The organism is Facklamia sp. P13069, assembly GCF_050409405.1.
GTDB lineage: Bacteria > Bacillota > Bacilli > Lactobacillales > Aerococcaceae > Facklamia.
In genome coordinates this window covers 16906-38558 of sequence record NZ_JBNUPN010000006.1, presented here as the reverse complement: position 1 = coordinate 38558, position 21653 = coordinate 16906, and the positions used below count along the sequence as shown (strand labels likewise).

Below are 21653 nucleotides of genomic sequence, written 5' to 3'. Positions count from 1 at the left end.
TTTATTTTTTCCTAAAAATTTTGCCCCAACCTATTGACCATTCCTGACCAATAGGTTATACTCAATTTAAGCTCTTTGAGAGAGCTTTTAATATAGATTAAATAATTTGACCAATTCTGACCTTAAGGAGTGAGAATATGATAGAAAAAATGACAACCACTTTGCAAAGCGCCATAGCTGAAGCGCAACAAATTGCTATTAGAAGACAGCATCAAGAGATTGATATCCCGCATTTATGGCGTATATTTATTCAAGCAGACCATTATGCTGCAAAATTATATGAAGATATAGGTGTTGATCGGTCGGCTTTTCAAGCAGTGATTGAAGGAGAAATTGATCAATTACCTCAAGTTGCCGGTCAAAATATTCAATATGGCCAACACTTTAGTCAAAGATTTACTCAGTTATTGAATGACGCCAGTCAAATAGCAAAGAAATATAAGGATGAATACTTAGCCACTGAAGTGATTCTACTAGCTTTATATAAGCAAAAAAATAATCCTTTGACCAAATGGTTAAACCAAAAGGCTATTAATGAGTCCCTACTAAGAGAAAGAATTGAGAAATTAAGAGGGGGAGATCGTGTGACATCACAAAACCAAGAAGAGACTTATGAGTCTCTAGATAAATATGCAACGAATCTTAATGATGCGGTTAAAAATAATAAGCTGGATCCAGTAATCGGTCGTGATGAAGAAATTCGTGATGTTATCAGAATTTTATCTAGAAAAACCAAGAACAATCCGATTCTAATTGGTGAGCCAGGTGTAGGTAAAACAGCCATTATCGAAGGATTGGCCCATCGAATTGTTCGCAAAGATGTTCCCGAAAACTTAAAAGATAAGGAACTTTATTCCTTAGATATGGGCTCCTTAATAGCAGGAGCAAAATATCGTGGAGAATTTGAGGAACGTTTAAAAGCCGTTCTTAAAGAGGTAAAAGAATCCGAAGGGAGAATTTTACTCTTCATTGATGAGATTCATACCATTGTTGGTGCAGGTAAGACAGAAGGATCGATGGACGCTGGTAATTTGTTAAAACCGATGCTAGCAAGGGGAGAATTGCACTGTATTGGTGCGACAACCTTAGACGAGTATCGTGAAAACATTGAAAAAGATAAGGCCTTAGAACGTCGATTCCAGCGCGTTTTAGTCCAAGAACCAACAGTTGAAGATACTATTTCTATCCTAAGAGGTCTAAAGGAACGTTACGAGATTCACCATGGGGTCAATATCCATGATAATGCCTTAGTGGCCGCTGCAACCTTATCACATCGATATATTACCGATCGTTTCTTACCAGATAAGGCAATTGACTTAGTTGACGAGGCATCTGCTACTATTCGCGTAGAAATGAATTCTATGCCAACTGAAATGGATGCTGTCAACCGACGGTTAATGCAATTAGAAATTGAAGAGGCTGCCTTGAAAAAAGAATCTGATGAGGCTTCTAAGAAACGTTTAGAAAATCTTCAAGAAGAATTGGCTGATTTAAGAGAAGAAGCCAATCAACTGAAAATGCGTTGGGAAGTAGAAAAAGAAGCTTCTAACGCTTTAAGAGATAAGCGAGAAGCCTTAGATAATGCGCGTAGACAGTTAGAAGAAGCTCAGAGTAATTATGATCTTGAAGCAGCGGCTCGCTTACAGCATGGCGAAATTCCGCATTTAGAGCAAGAATTAAAAGAGTTAGAGGCTAAAGCAGAAGAAACTTTACAGTCTGATACTGAACGGTTAACTCAAGAACGTGTGACTGATGTTGAAATAGCCAAAGTAGTTGAAAGATTAACTGGTATTCCAGTCAGTCGCTTAGTTGAAGGAGAAAGAACCAAGTTAATGCACTTGGATCAAACGCTTCATCAAAGAGTGATGGGGCAAGATGAAGCGGTAGAAAAAGTAACACAAGCTATCCTAAGATCAAGAGCTGGTTTGCAAGATCCACGTAAACCAATTGGTTCCTTCCTCTTCCTAGGTCCAACCGGTGTTGGTAAAACAGAATTAGCCAAGTCCTTGGCCGAAGTCTTATTCGATGATGAAAACCACATGGTTCGAATCGATATGTCTGAGTACATGGAGAAGCATTCCGTTTCTCGTTTAGTCGGGGCCCCTCCAGGTTATATTGGTTATGAAGAAGGTGGCCAATTAACAGAAGCTGTAAGACGTAGTCCATATTCCATTGTCTTATTAGACGAGATTGAAAAAGCTCACCCAGATGTTTTTAATATTCTCTTACAAGTTTTAGATGATGGCCGTCTGACTGATTCTAAAGGTCGTGTTGTAGATTTCAAAAACACTGTTTTAATCATGACTTCTAATATTGCTTCTCATTTATTATTAGAAGGAGTGAGTGATAAGGGAGAAATTCTAGCTGAAGTAGAAACACAAGTAAATCAAGCCTTAAGCAACCACTTTAAACCTGAATTTCTCAACCGAATTGATGATGTCGTTCTCTTTAAACCTTTAACTCGAGCAGATTTACAAGGTGTAGTAGAGAAATTCTTAAAAGATTTACGTCATCGTTTGGCTTATCAAGAAATTGAACTCCAATTAACCTCAGAAGCCATCAATTGGCTAGCGGATAAAGGTTATGATCCGATTTATGGAGCCCGTCCTTTATTACGTTTTATTACTAAAGAATTGGAAAATCCATTAGCTAAAGCGATTATAGCGGGTGATATTCTGCCAAACTCACTTGTAAAAGTGGATTTAGCTAATGATCATTTGCAATTTGAAGGGTTAGCATCCGGTAATTAATTGCCAAATCTTCTAATTAAATCTTTTACTATAAGTTAGGGTCCTGATTGATTATCAGGGCCTTTTTTACAATTAAACTAGTGAAAACATACCTTCTAAATGGTGTAAAAAGGACTAAAAGATGCTAGAATAGAATGCATGAGAAAGGGGAATGCTTTTGAAACAAATTGATAGATTAGATAAAATTGTTGTTCGCTACATCTTTTTAATTGCTGGTTTAGTCTTAGCAATCTTTAATTATGATGTGATTTTTTCATGGATTAATCGTTTAGGCCAAGTTTTTTTACCGATTCTTTCGGGCCTCGCGATTGCTTATGTTTTAAATATTTTAATGGTGCGTTATGAAGACTTGCTAAAGAAAGTCTCAGATAAAAGTTGGATTAAACCCTACCGACGCCCGATCGCCATTCTTTTGTCTCTTATAACAATTATTTTAGTATTGTTATTTGTCTTAGGCTTGGTCTTACCACAAGTTTACAATGTAATTACAGAGTTTATTACAGCTGTTCCCTTTCAAATTACTCGCATAGAAGAAGCACTTACCAATCTTGAGAAAATGTTACCAGCAGAATCGATGGAATTCTTAGACCGTTTTGAAATAAATTGGGCTGATATTCTTAAAAGTATTCAAGATATGGGAAATCGATTTATCACTGGAGTAGTAAATACCACCCTCTCTACGGTCGGTTCTTTAACTTCTATTATTATTAATGGAGTATTGGCCTTCATTTTCTCTATCTATTTACTGTTATCGAAAGAAAAACTAATGGACCAATTTTTAAGAATCGTTACCACTTATACTAGTAAGCCGGTATCACGCAGAATATTTTATGTGTTAACGACATTGAATGACTCTTTTAAACATTTCTTTACAGGATCTGTGATTGAAGCAATCATATTAGGTTTTTTAGTTACCGTAGGTATGTGGATCTTTAGATTTCCTTATGCTGGAATGATTGGATCTCTAACTGGTTTCTTTGCTTTGGTTCCTATGCTAGGCGCTTATATTTCAGGAGCTATTGGTGCCTTATTAATTTCAGTGCAATCGGTTCCCCAGGCATTATGGTTTATTATCTTTATCATTCTCATCCAGCAATTCGAAGGAAATGTCATTTATCCACGAGTTGTGGGAGGATCGATAGGATTGCCAGGTATGTGGGTTTTATTCGCTGTAACCATTGGCGGGGGACTATACGGAGTAGCTGGTATGTTGCTAGGAGTTCCGATAGCTTCCGCTATCTACAAAATAATTAAGCGCGATGTCCTAGAGCGTGAGACTTATTCTTACGAAGAAAGACAAAAGTTATTACATATTGCTAAATACGACTCTTTTAAGCAAGTAGCTGATGATAATCAAGAGTCAAATCAAGATTTTAATTAATTTTATTAAACTCCCTCCCTGATTTAGGCACTGACCCCAAATAGTGAGGCAAACATAAAAACACCTCCGTTGAATTCGTGTGAAATGAATTTAATGGAGGTGTTTGATTAGGGTTAATCACCTAGCTTACTCTGCAGAAACAAAATCGAAATGTATTGAAATGAAAAATGAAGGCCGGACTAATAATCAAATAATAGATGAATGAAACATTAAGAACACGTCTCAAGTAAAAATTTGCTGGCCTTGGGATCGTTAAAGTCAAACCTAGCGCTTCAATCAAGCCGGCGGTAAACAATAGACTTATGGCAAAGGATTCGAAGAACTTAGCGAGATAAATCCACTCAAAATCGAATTAAAACGCCAACAAGCAGCCTAACAAAGGTGTTTTTATTCTGTCCTATTTATGGGGTGCAGTGCCTACCCTTAATTAGGAGTTTTTATTTAAATATGAAATTATAAGACTTTAGTTCGCATGATTTTGCTACTAATGAAAGCAATTTCATGATATAATTTAACTAAAGGAGGTGGTTTCATGCTTATAAGTTTTTTTCTAGCAATTAGTGCTTTAGTAGTATCATTATATACGCGCTGGACTTGGTTATTATGGTCCATTGCAGCTGTTCTTTTTGCCATGTTTTTTGGGATAGAAGGCCAGGCAATATTGCACTATTTAATCTTTATGATTGGTGTCATATTGCTGATTCTTGAGGTGTATATACCAGATTTAGGTTTAACAGGATCAGTTGGCTTAATCGCTTTTATTTTAGGTTTATGGCTAAAGTTTCAAGATTTATCGACTGTTACTCTAATTGTATTAGCTAGCTTAGCGATTGTTCTCATTTTATTCTTGATTTTTAATAAGATGGGTTACAATTTGCAGTTTAGTCCCGATTTTATCTTGGATAAAGCAATTAACAAAGATGCAAATTCCAATTCAGAGACTAAGGATCATACTTATCTTGCAAGCTTAGTTGGTAAAGAAGGAATAACGGTAGGAGGCTTGAGGCCGGTTGGTAAAATAAAAGTCGATGATCATTATTTTGAAGCATACAGTCTAGAAGAGATGATAGCTGCTAACCAACCGATTAAAATTGTCAAAGTTGTTGACAAAAAAATTTATGTAAGGAGCGAAATGAATGGATAATTTTTATCTGGATGAAGGGTCACCCATAGTGATGACTGTAGTTATTATTTTATTACTGATTTTCTTGATTTCAGTGTTCTTAAGATTTGTTCCAATTGGCTTATGGGTAACTGCTTATTTTTCCGGCGCTAAAGTTTCAATAGGTGATTTAATAGGGATGCGCTTAAGAAGAGTTAAGCCTGCTTATATTGTTAATCCCTTAATTAAAGCCACCAAAGCCGGTGTACCGATTACAACTGATCAATTAGAAGCTCATTTTTTAGCAGGTGGAGACGTTAACCAAGTGGTTGATGCCTTGATAGCTGCCCAGCGTGCTAATATTGATTTAGAGTTCGAACAAGCTGCCGCTATTGATTTAGCAGGGCGAAATGTTTTTGAAGCCGTTCAAGTTTCAGTTAACCCGAAGGTTATTGAAACACCGGTTATTGCAGGTGTAGCTATGGATGGTATTGAAGTTAAAGCCAAAGCTAAAGTTACTGTACGTGCTAATATTGAACGATTAGTAGGTGGTGCGGGTGAAGAAACAATCATTGCCCGTGTAGGGGAAGGTATTGTAACGACTGTAGGTTCAGCTTCGACCCACTCCATTGTATTGGAAAATCCCGATTCCATTTCGCAAACAATCCTTAGAAAAGGTTTAGACTCAGGAACTGCTTTTGAAATACTTTCGATTGATATTGCTGACGTTGACGTCGGACGTAATATTGGAGCTAAATTACAAACCGATCAAGCGGAAGCAGATAAGAAGATTGCTCAAGCTAAGGCTGAAGAGCGTCGTGCAGTAGCCGTTGCTCAAGAGCAAGAAAATATTGCCGAAGTTCAGAAAATGCGTGCCAAGGTGGTTGAAGCGGAATCTCAAGTTCCTCTAGCTGTTGCTGAAGCCTTCCGTAATGGGCGTATCGGTATTAAGGATTATTATGATTTAGAAAATATTCAATCAGATACACAAATGCGTGAATCGATTGCAAAAAGTGGTACGCCACATAATAATGAAAATGAGTGATTATAATGGGATTTTTTGAAATAATAATTCTGGGATTTATTATCAACTATTTCGGTTCAAAAATAAAAAAAATGAATCGTCAGAATGGTTCTTTTGATTCCATTAAGGATAAAATGTTTCAAAGTTTAGATCAATTAGAAATAACTACTTATCATGAAAAGTATCCCAATCTCGATAATTTCTTTGAGACCGATGAAGAATCAGAGAAAAAATTTGAATCAGAAGTTAATAAAATTCAAGAAGGAAAGATTGATGTAGATTCTCAAACAATCGATCGTTTAAAAAGAAAATATCGAAAGGATATACAATCTTTTTCTAACGATTTAAAAAAACAAGTAAATCAATTGATTGAGCAAGGTCCTCAAGCAGTTAAAGATAAAGCTATTCAATTGTCGGCATATCACCCTAACCGTGAAAAATTATTAGAAATTGCTAAATACTACGAGGATTTTGTGAATGAATTTCAAGAGCATCCTAGCAAAGGAGATTTAATCGCTAAATCTTCAACGGTTACCCAAGATTTTAATGATTTTTCTGATATGGACTATGAAATGGAACAATTCATTATTGAAGGGGAAGAGTTAGCTGAGTTTAGTCAACCAATGCAGGTTCAACGATTAAGCTCTCGAGAGGATTCTACCAACCATTCCAATCAGTTAAAAGAAGCCATTATATGGTCAGAAATTCTAGGACCGCCTAGGTCTAGAAAATAAAAAAATCCTATTCTGTTATTTATCAGAATAGGATTTTTTTTTATCGCTGCCAAAGGCATTATAAAATACTTTTACCATTTGTTTAAAGTTCTTTCGCGCTTCGATAATCGATTGATTGAGATTTATTAAATGATATTGTCTTAAATCATTTCTAAAAAATTGAATATACTGTTTAGCAAAATCACGCAAATCCTTTTGCAAGGATGGGTCAAATTGTCTAAAACGGTAATGAACTTTGTTAAGATAATAGGTTGGCTGATTAATGAGTTGGTTAATCGATTGCGCTTCACAGGCATCAATTAAGTCAATTAGAGCAGAGATAATACGTTTTCGTCTAGCGGGAGAGTTTCGCAAGATCCAGTTTTTATTGATTTGATTGATACTTTGGCTGGTGATTGTTAATTGTTTCGCTCGTTGAAATTGTTTCCCTTCAATTTTCCAATTTGCTAGATTATGTTGCATCAGTCCACGCTTTTTACTTTTAATTATAATGGCTTTTTGATCATGGAAAAGCAAGTTACCAATAATACTATCTTCAGGAATAATACGGATATGCTTTTGGTTCACACGTTTCATCTTATTTTGACGCAAGTTAACGGTATGAAAGCCAGGTGAATCCAAAGTGTAAATTAATTTAATCTGACTAATAGTTTCAAGAGACATTTGGCTAGCTGCATAGAGAGCTAAGTGGCCTCCTTTAGAATGTCCTCCTATTATTAAATGACTGGTCGGATGAGCTTGAATGACTTTTTCAAGGTATTGGCTCGCAATAATTTGTGCCGGAATGGATGATTGGTAGGTGAGGATGATATCCTCCTTCCAACCTACTATCATGTCATCAGTGCCACGAAAAGAAACGAAAAGGAAGTTGTTTCCTAAATCTACTAATAGAAAGGCTGACTGAGTTTCTAATTTAAAGTCTATTGAGTTTAAAAAACCACTAATTCTTAAATTTTTAAACCGACGATAGTCTGCGATTTTTTTAATCAGTTGACTCCTAAAAGGATTGGCCATTGTTTGATCGGTTTCTTGAAAATATTGGTTAAAGGGTTGGTATAGTCTAGCTAGATGCTTAAAAGTTAAACCATCTTTAAAATCCATTGAATCGGTAAAAAACCGATCGATAGGGAGGTAGGTTAGTTCTAAGATAATCGCAGCATCTAGTTCATTAAAGGGTTCCTCTTGAAAGCTTAATTGACCATATTGCTCTAAATAAGTATATAATGATGACATGCTGACACCTCCTAGCTCTTAGTTTAGCTGAATGGAGCGTTATAAAGCAAATGTATGAGTGAAAAAAGTAAAGTTGAATTAAAATAGTTTAAAAGCAAAAATTCATTTGCATTTTTTGATCGAATAGCTTATATTTATAAGAGTGCTTAGGCACAATTCACACGTTAGTGGATAGTTACTAGGGTGCTCTCATGAGTCTAATAGCTAAATGAAACTAGCGGAGGAAAATACAAAACCAAAAGGAGTTTATAATATGGCAGTTATTTCAATGAAACAATTGTTAGAAGCTGGTGTGCACTTTGGACACCAAACACGTCGCTGGAATCCTAAAATGAAACGTTACATCTTTACAGAACGTAACGGTATTTACATCATCGACTTACAAAAAACGGTTAAGTTGGTAGATGAAGCATATAATTTCATGCGAGATGCAGTTGCTGATGGTGGCGTTGCTTTGTTCGTAGGCACTAAAAAGCAAGCTCAGCAAGCAATTGAAGAACAAGCTGAAAGAGCAGGTCAGTACTACATTAACCACCGTTGGTTAGGTGGCTTATTAACAAACTGGGATACCATCCAAGGACGTATTCGTCGTCTAAAAGCTTTAGAGCAAATGGAAGTAGATGGAACTTTCGATGTGCTTCCTAAAAAAGAGGTCGGTGAATTACGTAAAGAGTGGGATCGATTAGAAAAATTCTTAGGTGGCATCAAAGATATGCCAAGAATACCTGACGTGATCTTTATCGTAGACCCACGCAAAGAGCGTATCGCGGTTCAAGAGGCTCGTAAATTAAATATTCCAATTGTTGCGATGGTGGACACTAACTGTGACCCTGATGAGATTGACTATGTTATTCCAGCAAACGATGATGCCATTCGTGCCATTAAATTAATTACAAGCTCTATGGCAGAAGCAACAATTGAAGCAAATCAAGGTCAAATTGACGTGGACACTGATGAGCAAGGGGATAGCCAATTCTTTGATAACTTATTTGACAACAAGGAAGAAAATACAGAATCAGAAGAAGCTGAAAGCTCTCCAGCGACTGAAGCTGAATAAATAAATTAAGAAAAGCTGTCAAAAGTTGCCAAGCATCTTTAGACAGCTTTTTTATGAAAATACATACATTAGGCTTTAGCAAGCTGAATAATTTTGATATAATAATTAAGGTAGCACATTATTGAATGATATTTCCAAGGAGGATTTTATAGATGGCAAAAGTAACTGCAAAACAAGTAAAAGAATTACGTGATATGACTGGTGTTGGAATGATGGATGCTAAGAAAGCCTTAGTTGAAGTTGATGGAGATATGGACAAAGCAGTCGACTTATTACGTGAAAAAGGACTTGCAAAGGCTGCTAAGAAAGCAGACCGTATCGCTGCAGAAGGTTTAACTGCAAGCTATATTGATGGAAATACTGCTGCATTAGTTGAAGTAAACTCTGAAACAGACTTTGTTTCAAAAAATGACAAGTTCATTACATTAGTTAATGATATTGTAAAAGCTGTTGCTGAAGGTAAACCAGCTGATATGGAAGCAGCCAATGCCTTGGAAGTTAATGGACAAACAATCGCAGAATTAATTACAGAATCAACTATTGTAATTGGTGAAAAACTTTCTTTCCGTCGCTTTGCCCTTTTAAATAAAGGGGATAATGATGTCTTCGGTGAATATTCTCACCAAGGAGGACGGATTGGTGTTTTAACTGTCGTTGCAGATTCTAAAGATGAAGATGTAGCTAAAGACGTTGCGATGCATGTTGCTGCAATCAACCCTAAATACCTAAATCGTGAAGATGTAGATGCTGAAGTAATTGAACGCGAAAAAACTGTTCAACGCGAGCTAACATTAAACGAAGGCAAGCCTGAAAAGATTGTCGACAAGATTGTTGAAGGTCGTATGAATAAGTTCTACGGCGAAATCGTATTGAACGAGCAAGCTTTCGTTAAAGATGGCGATCAAAAAGTTGCAGATTATGTTGGTGCTAAAGGGGGTAAAGTTACTGAGTATGTACGTTTTGAAGTTGGAGAAGGAATTGAAAAACGTAAAGATAACTTTGCTGAAGAAGTAGCCGCTCAAATGGGCAAGTAATTTACAACATTTAATAGAGACCCCAGTTTTTGCTGGGGTCTTTTTAAAGGAAAAGAAGGGTGAGAATAATGGTTAAAACAAAATATCAAAGAGCAATTCTAAAACTGAGTGGAGAGGCTTTAGCAGGTGAAAATGGATTTGGCATTGACCCTGCGACAGTCCGTTCAATTACCCAACAACTTAAAGAAGTTTATCAATTAGGCATTGAAATAGCTATTGTTGTAGGGGGCGGAAATATTTGGCGTGGATCGATTGGTGCTGAAATGGGAATGGACCGGGCACAAGCAGATTATATGGGTATGTTAGCAACTGTAATGAATGCTTTATCCTTGCAAGATGCATTAGAAAATCTGGATGTCCCCTCAAGAGTTCAAACATCTATTGAAATGCGTGCTGTAGCTGAGCCTTATATTCGCAGACGTGCGATTCGTCATCTTCAAAAGGGTCGAGTAGTTATTTTCGCTGGTGGTACTGGTAACCCTTATTTCACAACAGATACCACTGCTGCTTTGAGAGCGGCTGAAATTGAAGCAGACGTTATTCTGATGGCTAAAAACAATGTGGATGGTGTTTACAGTGCAGATCCAAAGACGGATGAAACAGCTACTAAATATGAAAATTTAACCCACTTGGATGTTATCTCTAAAGGCTTAAAAGTAATGGATTCTACGGCCTCTTCCTTGTCTATGGATAACAACATTCCATTAGTTGTCTTTAACTTAAACGAACCTGGGAATATTAAACGTGTCATTCTTGGTGAAAATATTGGAACAACTGTTGGAACTAATCATGATTAGTTCTAACTTTTCTTACAATGCTTAAATATGGTATAATAAAATAACTATGGATCATATAGGAGGAAGAAAATGGCTGCTGATAATATATTAAAAAATACTGAAAGCCGAATGCAAAAATCAATTGAAGCTTTTCAACGTGAATTAGGAACTATTCGCGCTGGAGTTGCTAATGCTAGTATTTTAGACCGTGTCATGGTTGAATACTATGGAACACCTACGGCATTAAACCAGTTAGCTTCAATTAATACACCTGAAGCAAGAATGTTAGTAATTTCACCTTATGATAAGAGTTCGCTTCAAGATATTGAGCGTGCAATCATGATGAGTGATGTGGGAATTACACCTACAAATGACGGTGAAGTTATTCGTCTTGTGATACCTGCATTGACTAAAGAAAGACGAGAAGAATTAGTTAAAGTAATCGGTAAAGAACAAGAAAATGCAAAAGTTTCAGTAAGAAATATTCGTCGAGATGCAATGGATGAAGCTAAGCGACTTGAAAAAGATAGTGAAATTACTGAAGATGAATTAAAACGTTATGAAAAGGATATTCAGCAAATAACTGATAATGCGACTAAGGAAATTGATCGCCTAACTTCAGTTAAAGAAGATGAAATCAGAAATAACTAAAAACCGACCAAAAATCAAGTCAAGAAGTCTTGACTTGATTTTTTATTATGAATGATTAGAATTTTATGATTAAACAACTTCTTCTAGTTTTCTTTTAATATACAATTTCTTTCTGCTATAATTAAAAGGTATTTATGCTACTGAAAGGAAACAACCATGAATTTAGATAATATGAAGATCCCTAACCATGTTGCAATTATTATGGATGGTAACGGTCGCTGGGCTAAAAAGCGTTTTTTACCTCGAGTAATGGGGCATAAAAAGGGAGTCGAGACCATCAAAAAAATTACCATTCGTGCACATCAACTTAAAATCAAGGTATTAACGGTTTATGCTTTTTCTACAGAGAATTGGGCGCGTCCCAAGGATGAAGTGGATTACTTAATGTCTTTGCCAAAAGACTTTTTTGAATCCTTCATGCCTCAATTAATGGAAAATAATGTTAAAGTTACCTATATTGGTAATGCTAATCGTTTACCTGAAGAAACTAAGAAAATCTTAGATCGAGCAGTAGAAAAAACGCAGGATAATAGTGGATTGATTTTAAACATTGCTTTAAATTATGGTGGACGTCAAGAGATAGTTCAAGCCATTCAAAGTATTAGTCAGGCAGTTTTAAAAAATGAAATAAAGCCAGAAGAAATTACCGAAGAATTAGTTGATCAGTCTCTAATGACTCAAGATCTTGCTTCATACTCAAATCCAGACTTGATGATTCGAACTTCTGGTGAATTAAGACTCAGCAATTTCTTATTATGGCAATTAGCTTATAGTGAATTCTATTTTACAAAGGTCTTATGGCCTGATTTTTCAACTGAAGACTTTGATCAAGCGATTGCAGCTTATAGTGAAAGACAGAGAAGATTCGGTAAAATCTCTTAAATGTTAGAAAGGAGTAGGGATCAAAATGAAACAAAGAATCATTACAGCAATTATTGGGATCTCTATTTATCTACCATTTGTCATCTTGGGTGGGAAATGGTTTAGCTATTGTATAATGTTGTTGGGTGCAATAGCCTTGTACGAAATGGCTGAGATGAAAAAAATCGATTATTTAAATGAAATAGGCTTAATATCAACTTTAGCCTTAGCCTCGGTCCTCTTACCAGAGAAATATTTTGGTCCTATTTTTTCTGAAGCAGACCCCTTGATGATTTTTTATTTAGCAGGAATGTTATTGTTGATTTTGACGGTTTATAATTATCAACGTTTTAATTTTGTAGATGCATCCACTTTAATTTTTGCTTCGCTTTATATAGGTTTTGGCTTTCGTTATTTAATAATGATTAGAGACCTTGGTTTAACGACTATTCTATATGTTCTTTTGGTGATTTGGTCAACGGATACTGGAGCTTATTTAATAGGTAGAAAGTATGGGAAGAATAAGCTGGCTCCCAGAATAAGTCCTAACAAAACAGTAGAAGGAGCTTTGGGTGGCGTAGCAACCGCTTTTGTAGTCGCTAGTATTTACAGTCTCTTTTTTACTGTTGAAATAAAAAACCCACAATATCTTGGCTTTTTAACCATTCTTATCTCTATAGCTGGTCAGTTCGGTGATTTAGTAGAATCCGCCTATAAGAGAGACTTTGGTGTGAAAGATTCGGGCAAATTACTTCCAGGACATGGGGGAGTATTGGATCGTTTTGATTCAACAATATTTGCCAGCATCATGTTTGTTGTATGGAATAACTTTTTAGGTGTTTAATTAGAAATGGAGTAAGCGATGTTAAAAACAGTTTTAGTTTTCTTAATTATCTTTTCGATTATTGTGATTATTCATGAGTTTGGGCACTTATATTGGGCTAAAAAAGCAGGCATCTTAGTGAGAGAATTTTCACTAGGGATGGGACCTAAAATCTTTTCAAAACAAGCCGAAGATGGGACCACCTACACTATTCGTGCTTTACCAATGGGAGGTTATGTTCGTTTAGCTGGTTTAAATGAAGAAGCTGAAGTTCAACCGGGACAATCTTTAGGTTTAACTTTCAATGAACAAAATAAGGTTATTAAAATTAACCTTAGTGAGACTAGTGATATCAATGAACTACCTGTTCGATTAGATAAGGCCGATTTGGTAAATGAGATGACTCTTGAAGTTTATGAACAAGGGGAAGAATTTCTTAAAACTTATCATGTCCATCCTCAAGCAGAAATCATTGAAAAAGATGGAACCATTATTCGTGTAGCCCCCTTAGCAACGCGTTATGAATCAGTTCCAGTTTGGCATAAGATTCTCACTAATTTTGGTGGGCCACTTAATAACTTTATCTTATCGATTGTTGCTTTTGCGATAGTCGGTTTAATGCTTCCAGGAATTCCTACCACTACCAATCAAATAGGTCAAGTAGTTGAGGGCAGTCCTGCTGCAGGAGCTGGTTTGCAAGCTGGGGATCGAATCACTAAAGTTAATGAAGAAGAGACCAAAGATTGGCAAGGCTTAGTGGATTTAATTGCCCAATACCCTAAAGAGACAGTACGATTAGAAATTCAAAGACAAGACCAAGTCATTAAAAAAGAACTCCAATTGGAGGAGAATGAATTGGGATATGGTTCATTAGGAATTACCGTCAGTCAATCGACATCGCTTAAAGATCGTTTGTTTTTTGGTTTTACAGCTACCTATCGAACTTTCATCATGGTCCTTTCGGCCTTGGCCACATTATTTTCACGTGGTTTTGATTTAAATATGTTAGGAGGACCTGTGGCAATGGCTCAGGCAACTAGCACGGTTGCTAATGAAGGCTTGATCGATATGGTTGCTTTTCTTGCCTCCTTATCCACCAATCTAGGAATTGTTAATTTATTACCGATACCGGCATTAGATGGAGGAAAAATTGTCCTGAACTTAATTGAATTAGTTAGAGGTAAAGCTCTCAGCCAAGAAAAAGAAGGTTTAGTTACCATGGTAGGGGTTGTTTTAGTATTGATTTTGATGATTGCAGTTACTTGGAATGACATTATGCGAGCATTTTTCTAGGAACAAAATCCCTGTCTTTTACGGGTTTTTTTAAGTGATGCATTGTAAAATTAAATGCGACACAAGTAAAAAGAAAGGATTCATATGAGCAAAGAAAAAACTTTATTCGATGTTTTATTGGAGCAACTAAACATTACTGATCCAGACATTCTAAGTGCATTAGCAGGAGGTCAAATTGAGCAAGTGGAAGTTTTAGCAGACAGCCAACGCTGGATTTTTCATTTGAGATTCCCACAGCGGATTCACCCAGACCTCTATTACTTATTACTAACTACTATGCGACAGGCTTTTGCTCAAATAGTAGAAACCGAAATATGGTGGCACTTTGATAAGGCTGAAACTGATAATAGTCAGTTAATTGAGGATTATTGGGAAAAAATAAAAACTGTTATTATGAATGAGACACCTTTTTTAAGAGTTTGTTTACAAGATGCCTCCATTTCTTATGATGCAAGTACAAAACTATTTGAAATAGGTTTAGCGAGTCAGAGTCAAGTAGATACATTTGATAATAAATACGATCACATAATTAAAAGACACTTTGATCAAGTAGGCTTTAAAGGAATAAAAATCATTTACTATGTTGATCAATCCTTAAGCGATGCCACTCATTTAACAACTAAACAGCGTTTAGAAGAATTGGATCATCAAAACCTACTAGAAGCGATTGAAAATGAAGAGAAAAAACAAGAAAAGCAGAAACAATCAGTCAATATTAGTGAAATTAAGCCAGTAGGAAAAGACATCCCTAATATCACAGCTACTCCTATTATTGATTTGCCAGAAAATCAATACAAACAAGTAATCGAAGGTTATGTCTTCGCCAATGATATCCGTGATTTACGATCGGGAGAAATTTTATCCATCATGAAAGTGACGGATTATACTTCCTCTGTGGCTGTCAAATTAATTTCTGGACGACGCTTAACTAAGGAGCAAATTCATCAGTTTCAAGTAGGAGACTGGCTGAGAATGGAAGGGGATATGGTCCCAGATAATTATTCTGGTGAACTAGATTTTAGGCCTCGTTCGATTCGTAAGTTAAATCCTAAAAAACGTCAAGATAGCTTTGAAGGTCAAAAAAGAGTAGAGCTCCATTTACATTCTAATATGTCTCAAATGGATGCGACCAATAGTGTTTCAGATTATATTAAAACAGCGGCTCGATGGGGACATTCAGCTATAGCTATTACCGACCACGCTGGTGCTCAAGCTTTCCCAGAAGCTTATTATGCGGGTAAAGAAAACGATATTAAAGTGATTTACGGTATTGAAGCTAATATTGTTAATGATGGTGAAGCTATTGCTTATAATGAAAGTGATCATGATCTTTCAGAAGCTAATTATGTTGTTTTTGACGTGGAAACGACCGGATTATCCTCTGTCTATGATCGTATGATTGAATTAGCTGCTGTTAAAATGCACAAGGGGAATGTAATTGATACTTTCGAGGCCTTTATTAATCCTGGTCATCCACTTTCATCCTTTACAACAGAACTGACAGGCATTACCGATGCAATGCTAGAAGATGCACCAAGTGAAAAAGAAGTAATAGACAAATTTTTAGCATTTACACAAGACACCATTTTGGTGGCACATAATGCTTCCTTTGATATGGGCTTTATTAATCAAGCCTATGTGCGTCATGGCATAGCTATGAATAATTTACCAGTGATTGATACACTTGCCCTATCAAGGTTGGTAAACCCCAATATAAAAGGACACCGATTGAACAATCTTGCCAAGCGTTACGGTGTAACTTTAGAACAACACCACCGAGCTATTTATGACTCGGAAACAACGGGTCATATCTTGTTTAAGTTACTAGAACAAGCCAATGAGCAATATCAAATGACCCACCATAATCTGTTGAATAAAGAGATGGGTAAAGGTGATGCATATAAACAGATAAGACCTTTTCATGCTACTTTAATTGCTAAAAATCAAGCAGGTCTCAAAGATCTCTTTAAATTGATTTCTATTTCCAATGTGGAGTATTTTTATCGCGAACCCAGAATACCACGGTCTGTCTTAAATCAGTATCGAGAAAATTTACTTGTCGGTTCCGCTTGCTCCAATGGAGAAGTTTTTACAACCTTGATGCAGAAGGGTTATCAAGAAGCTAGTGAATTAGTAGGATATTATGATTATTTAGAAATTCAACCCCCTTCTGTCTATGACACCCTGATTGAAGAAACCTTGATTAGATCTCGTGAAGATTTATTTAAGATCATGCAAGGAATGGTTAAGCTAGCCAATGAACATAACAAGTTACTAGTGGCTACTGGAGATGTTCACTACCTAGAAGAACGGGATTCGATTTACCGTGAAATATTACTCAAGTCTTTAAAACGCAATGCTAATCGCGACCTCCATTTCCCACCACTCCATTTTAGAACGACTAATGAGATGCTAGAAGAGTTTTCTTTCTTAGGAGAAGATTTGGCTTATGAATTAGTGGTAACTAATTCGAATAAAATAGCCGATTGGGTCGAAGACGACATTGAAGTGATCCACTCAAAACTATTCACACCAAATATTGAAGGCTCTGATCAAAAAATTCGTGATTTGGCCTATGGCAAGGCCTACGAAATGTATGGAAATCCTTTACCAGAATTAATTGAAAAAAGATTGGAAAAAGAATTACATTCGATTATCTCTAATGGATTTGCTGTTATTTATTTAATTTCGCAAAAGCTGGTTCTAAAATCCAACCAAGACGGCTATCTAGTTGGGTCAAGGGGATCCGTAGGTTCTAGTTTTGTAGCGACAATGACTGGAATAACCGAAGTTAATCCTTTAGTGCCACATTATTACTGTCCGGATTGTCATTACAACGAGTTTTTTAAGGATGGCTCAGTTGGATCAGGTTTTGATCTACCGCCTAAAGCCTGTCCATCATGTGGCAAAGATTTAAAGCGAGACGGACAGGATATACCGTTTGAGACATTCTTAGGTTTTAAAGGGGATAAGGTACCCGATATTGATCTTAACTTCTCTGGGGAATATCAACCGCAAGCTCATGCTTATACTAAAGTTTTATTTGGAGAAGACCATGTCTTTCGTGCGGGGACTATCTCCACCGTTGCACAAAAGACGGCCTTTGGTTATGTGAAGGGTTATCTTGAAAATACCATGACCCAAGTGCCTCAAGCTGAAAAAGAGCGCTTGGCTAAAGGAATTGAAGGGGTGAAACGAACAACCGGCCAACACCCAGGTGGAATTATCGTTATTCCTGAGTATATGGATGTTTATGACTTTACGCCTATACAATTTCCAGCCGAAGATATTCATTCAGAATGGCGCACGACTCACTTTGACTTCCATTCTATTCATGATAATGTGCTGAAATTAGATATATTAGGACACGATGATCCGACCATGATACGTTTCTTACAAGATATTTCAGGTATTGATCCTCAAGATATTCCATTCTCTGATCCTGATGTGATGTCTTTGTTCTCAGGTCCTGAAGCCTTAGGTGTCACAAAAGAGCAAATTTTTTCTGATACAGGTACTTTAGGGGTACCAGAATTTGGGACCAGTTTTGTCAGAGGGATGCTGACTCAGACCAAGCCGTCAACTTTTGCGGAGTTGTTACAAATTTCTGGTTTATCGCATGGTACGGATGTCTGGTTGGGCAATGCTGAGGAGTTGATTCAAAAGAATATTGTACCCTTAGCTAAGGTAATTGGTTGTCGTGACGATATCATGGTGACGCTGATGCAATATGGATTAGAAGATTCCTTAGCCTTTAAAATAATGGAACATGTTCGTAAAGGAAGAGGAATTCCTGATGACTGGCAAGCTGAAATGCGAGCGAATAATGTTCCAGAATGGTATATCGACTCTTGTCTGAAGATTAAGTATATGTTCCCTAAGGCTCACGCGGCTGCATACATCATGATGGCACTGAGGGTGGCATACTTCAAAGTTCACTATCCTAAATTCTATTATGCGGCTTACTTTTCGGTAAGGGCATCAGACTTTGATATCATTGCCATGCATCAAGGCAAGGAAATGGTTAAACATCGCTTAAGAGAAATTATGGCCAAGGGAATGGATGCTTCAGTAAAAGAAAATAGCTTGCGAACTGTTTTAGAACTAGCGAATGAAATGCTAGAAAGAGGGATAACTTTCCAAATGATTAATTTGGAAAAATCAGACGCCACTAAATTTATTATCGATGGCGAGAGTTTGATCCCTCCTTTTAGAACAATTCCTGGTTTGGGAATAGGGGCCGCTAAATCGATTGTAGAAGCTAGAGAGCAAGCGGCCTTTATTTCTAAAGAAGACTTACAAAAACGTGGTAAAGTTTCAAAAACAATTATGGAATATTTAGAAGAGAATGGTGTTTTAGCTGATTTACCAGATGAAGACCAGCTGTCACTCTTCTAACTTGTTGATGAATAGATAATATGATATACTCTATTTAGCAAATTATTCGAGGAGGAGTGGGCGGAAACGCTCGCTCTTTTATTATTCAACCAAAATAAAAATGAAGAGGTGAATTGATGAGTATTGTGATAGACAAAGTTCAGCCGCTAGTGGAGCCAATTATCGCATCCTTAGATTGTCAACTTATTGATATTGAATATCTAAAAGAAGGAAAGCATTGGTTTCTCCGTATCTATGCTGATAAGGAAGGGGGCATTGATTTAGATCATTGTGCTTTAATTTCAGAAAAAATTTCTGAAGTTTTAGACACTATGCAACCAGATCCTTTTCCGGAAGCTTACTTTTTAGAAGTTTCCTCACCAGGAGCTGAAAGACCTTTGAAAAATGAAGATCAAATTCGGTCAGCCATTGGTGAATATGTCCACTTTGATTACTATGCCCCTCAATACGGTGAAAAACAACATGAGGGCGTTCTTTTAGATGTGACGGAGGATTATTATCTATTGAAGGTTCCAATTAAAACAGTCACTAAAGAACTTGAAATTAATAAGAAGGGTGTCGCTAAGGCAAGACTTGCTGTTAAGTTTTAGCAAGATGAGATAGGAGAGTTAAGTGTGAGCAAAGAATTAGTAAATGCCATGAAGGTTCTTGAAGCAGAAAAAGGGATAAAGCCTGAAGTTATTAAAGAAGCTTTAGAGTCTGCTTTGATTTTGGCCTACAAAAAAAATTATGATCAAGCACAAAATGTGGAAGTTGTTTTTAACGAAGAAACCGGCGATATTAAAGTTTATTCAGTTAAGGAAGTTGTGGATATCAATTATGATTCTACTTTAGAAATTTCTCTAGAAGAAGCTTTGAAGATTAATCGTGCCTATGAAATAGGAGACAAGATTAAATTTGAAGTGACTCCTAAAGATTTCGGAAGAATTGCTACTCAAACCGCTAAACATGTCGTTATGCAAAGAATACGTGAGGCTGAAAGAGATATTATTTATGATGAATTTATTGTGCATCAAGATGAAATTTTAACAGGAATCATCGAACGTTCAGATGCTCGCAATGTTTATGTGAACTTAGGTAAAGTTGAAGCCATAATGCCGGCTAGTGAACAGATTCCAACTGAGCAATTTCAAATGGATGAACGGGTAAAAGTATACGTAGTCAAGGTAGATAAAACTAGCAAGGGGCCACAGATTGTTGTTTCACGCTCACATGCTGATTTCCTTAAAAGATTATTTGAGCAAGAAGTTCCGGAAATCTACGAAGGTGTTGTGGAAATAATCTCAATTGCTCGTGAAGCGGGCGACCGTTCGAAAGTTGCAGTTTCTTCGCGTGATTCTAATATTGATCCAGTTGGAACTTGTGTTGGTCCGAGAGGTTCTCGAGTTCAAAGTATTGTCAATGAATTAAATGGTGAGAATATGGATATCATTCAATGGGATGAAGACCCCTCTACCTTCATAAAAAATGCTATGAATCCAGCAGAAGTGATTAATGTTGTGTTTGATGAAGATAATCATTCTTGTATTGTTGTGGTACCAGATTATCAGATATCCTTAGCCATCGGTAAAAAAGGACAAAACGCTCGTTTAGCAGCTCGTTTAACTGGTTATAAGATTGATATTAAGTCTGAGACTAGCTATCAAGAATATTTAATTGAACAAAAAGCAGTTGAATCAACTGGACAAGAAGAATTAAATCTTGCAGAGGATTTAGATAATCTTGAAGAAATGCTTCAAGAGACTTCCAGCCAGTTAGATGACGATCCAGCAGAAGCTGATTTAGAATATCGTGAATCGGCAGAGGAATCACTTGATGAAGAGCTGGAGCAAGCGTTTGAAGAAACTGAAGAATCAGAGCAAGAATAAGCACTTAATTTATTAACATCAAAGGAGGATGGAAATGAGCCAAGCGAAAAAAAGAAAAGTTCCCATGCGCAAATGTGTTGTTACTGGTGAATCTCATCCCAAAAAAGATTTAATCCGTATTGTGAGAACCCCAGAAGGTACCATTGAAATAGACCCAACTGGTAAAAAGAATGGACGAGGAGCCTATATCTCCTTGGATCCAGAGTTAGCCATACAAGCGGAAAAGAAAAAAGTTTTTAATCGAACATTTGAAATGGAGATTGATAAAGAGTTTTATCAAGAACTTTATCGCTTTCTAGACCACCAAAAGGCGCGAAAAGAACTACTATGAGCCCAGAAGAAAAACAACTCAATTTATTAGGTTTGGCTCAAAGAGCCTCTAAGTTAATTTCCGGTGACGATTTAGTCACTAAAGCCACAAAGAACAAAAAAGTTAAACTTTTGATTTTAGCGATTGATGCCAGTGATTCCACTAGTGATCGCTACCATCGTTTGGCTAGTGAAAAAAAAATAGCCATTAATCATCGTTTTACAAAATATCAAATCAGCCATGCAATCGGCAAATCACGCACAATTTGCGGCATAACCGATCGAGGAATGGCTGAAAAATTTTTATCTTATGTGACAGGAGAAAATACAATGAATAATCAATAATACAAGATAGGAAG

At 36.6% G+C, this 21653-nt stretch carries 18 protein-coding genes; 17 read left to right on the top strand and 1 reads right to left on the bottom strand.

The features are described 5' to 3' along the window. Nucleotides 1-137 precede the first annotated feature (137 nt). The 5 genes from clpB (at nucleotide 138) to ACQV2T_RS02790 (ending at nucleotide 6991) form a co-directional block, all read left to right on the top strand. Nucleotides 138-2750: an ATP-dependent chaperone ClpB gene (gene clpB, locus ACQV2T_RS02810; protein WP_428873926.1), complete on the top strand. Its 2613-nt coding sequence runs from the start codon at nucleotides 138-140 to the stop codon at nucleotides 2748-2750. Nucleotides 2751-2907: 157 nt separating this feature from the next. Then, nucleotides 2908-4131: an AI-2E family transporter gene (locus ACQV2T_RS02805; RefSeq protein ID WP_428873927.1), complete on the top strand. Its 1224-nt coding sequence runs from the start codon at nucleotides 2908-2910 to the stop codon at nucleotides 4129-4131. 532 nt (nucleotides 4132-4663) lie between these two features. Next, a complete protein-coding gene (locus tag ACQV2T_RS02800; RefSeq protein ID WP_428875442.1) occupies nucleotides 4664-5275 on the top strand; it encodes an NfeD family protein in 612 nt (203 codons plus the stop codon). Nucleotides 5276-5306: 31 nt separating this feature from the next. Next, nucleotides 5307-6278: a flotillin-like protein FloA gene (gene floA, locus ACQV2T_RS02795; protein WP_428873958.1), complete on the top strand. Its 972-nt coding sequence runs from the start codon at nucleotides 5307-5309 to the stop codon at nucleotides 6276-6278. Between the two features lie 71 nt (nucleotides 6279-6349). Beyond that, nucleotides 6350-6991: a hypothetical protein gene (locus tag ACQV2T_RS02790; RefSeq protein ID WP_428893214.1), complete on the top strand. Its 642-nt coding sequence runs from the start codon at nucleotides 6350-6352 to the stop codon at nucleotides 6989-6991. Between the two features lie 15 nt (nucleotides 6992-7006). Here ACQV2T_RS02790 and ACQV2T_RS02785 read toward each other — a convergent pair whose 3' ends face one another. Next, nucleotides 7007-8224: an Mbeg1-like protein gene (locus ACQV2T_RS02785; protein WP_428893213.1), complete on the bottom strand. Its 1218-nt coding sequence runs from the start codon at nucleotides 8222-8224 to the stop codon at nucleotides 7007-7009. Between the two features lie 253 nt (nucleotides 8225-8477). Between ACQV2T_RS02785 and rpsB the strand changes: the two genes are divergently transcribed. From rpsB to ACQV2T_RS02725, 12 genes are all read left to right on the top strand, one after another. Next, complete coding sequence (rpsB, locus tag ACQV2T_RS02780) at nucleotides 8478-9281, top strand: 30S ribosomal protein S2 (protein WP_428873931.1); 804 nt, start codon at nucleotides 8478-8480, stop codon at nucleotides 9279-9281. 152 nt (nucleotides 9282-9433) lie between these two features. Beyond that, a complete protein-coding gene (gene tsf, locus ACQV2T_RS02775) occupies nucleotides 9434-10315 on the top strand; it encodes a translation elongation factor Ts (RefSeq protein ID WP_428873932.1) in 882 nt (293 codons plus the stop codon). Between the two features lie 68 nt (nucleotides 10316-10383). Beyond that, the gene (pyrH, locus tag ACQV2T_RS02770; RefSeq protein ID WP_428893212.1) at nucleotides 10384-11112 is read left to right on the top strand and encodes a UMP kinase; all 729 of its coding nucleotides are present in this window, start codon (nucleotides 10384-10386) and stop codon (nucleotides 11110-11112) included. A 69-nt stretch (nucleotides 11113-11181) separates the two neighbouring features. Continuing rightward, nucleotides 11182-11742, top strand: coding sequence for a ribosome recycling factor (gene frr / locus ACQV2T_RS02765; RefSeq protein WP_428873934.1), 561 nt, complete (start codon nucleotides 11182-11184; stop codon nucleotides 11740-11742). A 156-nt stretch (nucleotides 11743-11898) separates the two neighbouring features. Then, on the top strand, nucleotides 11899-12624 hold the full coding sequence (locus tag ACQV2T_RS02760; RefSeq protein WP_428873935.1) for an isoprenyl transferase: 726 nt from the start codon (nucleotides 11899-11901) through the stop codon (nucleotides 12622-12624). A 25-nt stretch (nucleotides 12625-12649) separates the two neighbouring features. Further along, a complete protein-coding gene (locus tag ACQV2T_RS02755; RefSeq protein WP_428873936.1) occupies nucleotides 12650-13447 on the top strand; it encodes a phosphatidate cytidylyltransferase in 798 nt (265 codons plus the stop codon). A gap of 18 nt (nucleotides 13448-13465) precedes the next feature. Beyond that, a complete protein-coding gene (rseP, locus tag ACQV2T_RS02750; protein ID WP_428875326.1) occupies nucleotides 13466-14719 on the top strand; it encodes an RIP metalloprotease RseP in 1254 nt (417 codons plus the stop codon). Between the two features lie 84 nt (nucleotides 14720-14803). Continuing rightward, on the top strand, nucleotides 14804-19117 hold the full coding sequence (locus tag ACQV2T_RS02745) for a PolC-type DNA polymerase III (RefSeq protein WP_428893211.1): 4314 nt from the start codon (nucleotides 14804-14806) through the stop codon (nucleotides 19115-19117). 116 nt (nucleotides 19118-19233) lie between these two features. Further along, on the top strand, nucleotides 19234-19707 hold the full coding sequence (gene rimP, locus ACQV2T_RS02740; protein ID WP_428873939.1) for a ribosome maturation factor RimP: 474 nt from the start codon (nucleotides 19234-19236) through the stop codon (nucleotides 19705-19707). Between the two features lie 24 nt (nucleotides 19708-19731). Further along, complete coding sequence (nusA, locus tag ACQV2T_RS02735) at nucleotides 19732-20985, top strand: transcription termination factor NusA (protein ID WP_428893210.1); 1254 nt, start codon at nucleotides 19732-19734, stop codon at nucleotides 20983-20985. A 34-nt stretch (nucleotides 20986-21019) separates the two neighbouring features. After that, the gene (rnpM, locus tag ACQV2T_RS02730) at nucleotides 21020-21316 is read left to right on the top strand and encodes an RNase P modulator RnpM (RefSeq protein ID WP_428873941.1); all 297 of its coding nucleotides are present in this window, start codon (nucleotides 21020-21022) and stop codon (nucleotides 21314-21316) included. Continuing rightward, a complete protein-coding gene (locus ACQV2T_RS02725; protein WP_428873942.1) occupies nucleotides 21313-21639 on the top strand; it encodes a L7Ae/L30e/S12e/Gadd45 family ribosomal protein in 327 nt (108 codons plus the stop codon). The genes rnpM and ACQV2T_RS02725 overlap by 4 nt, the downstream gene beginning before the upstream one ends. The last annotated feature ends 14 nt before the right edge of the window (nucleotides 21640-21653 follow it).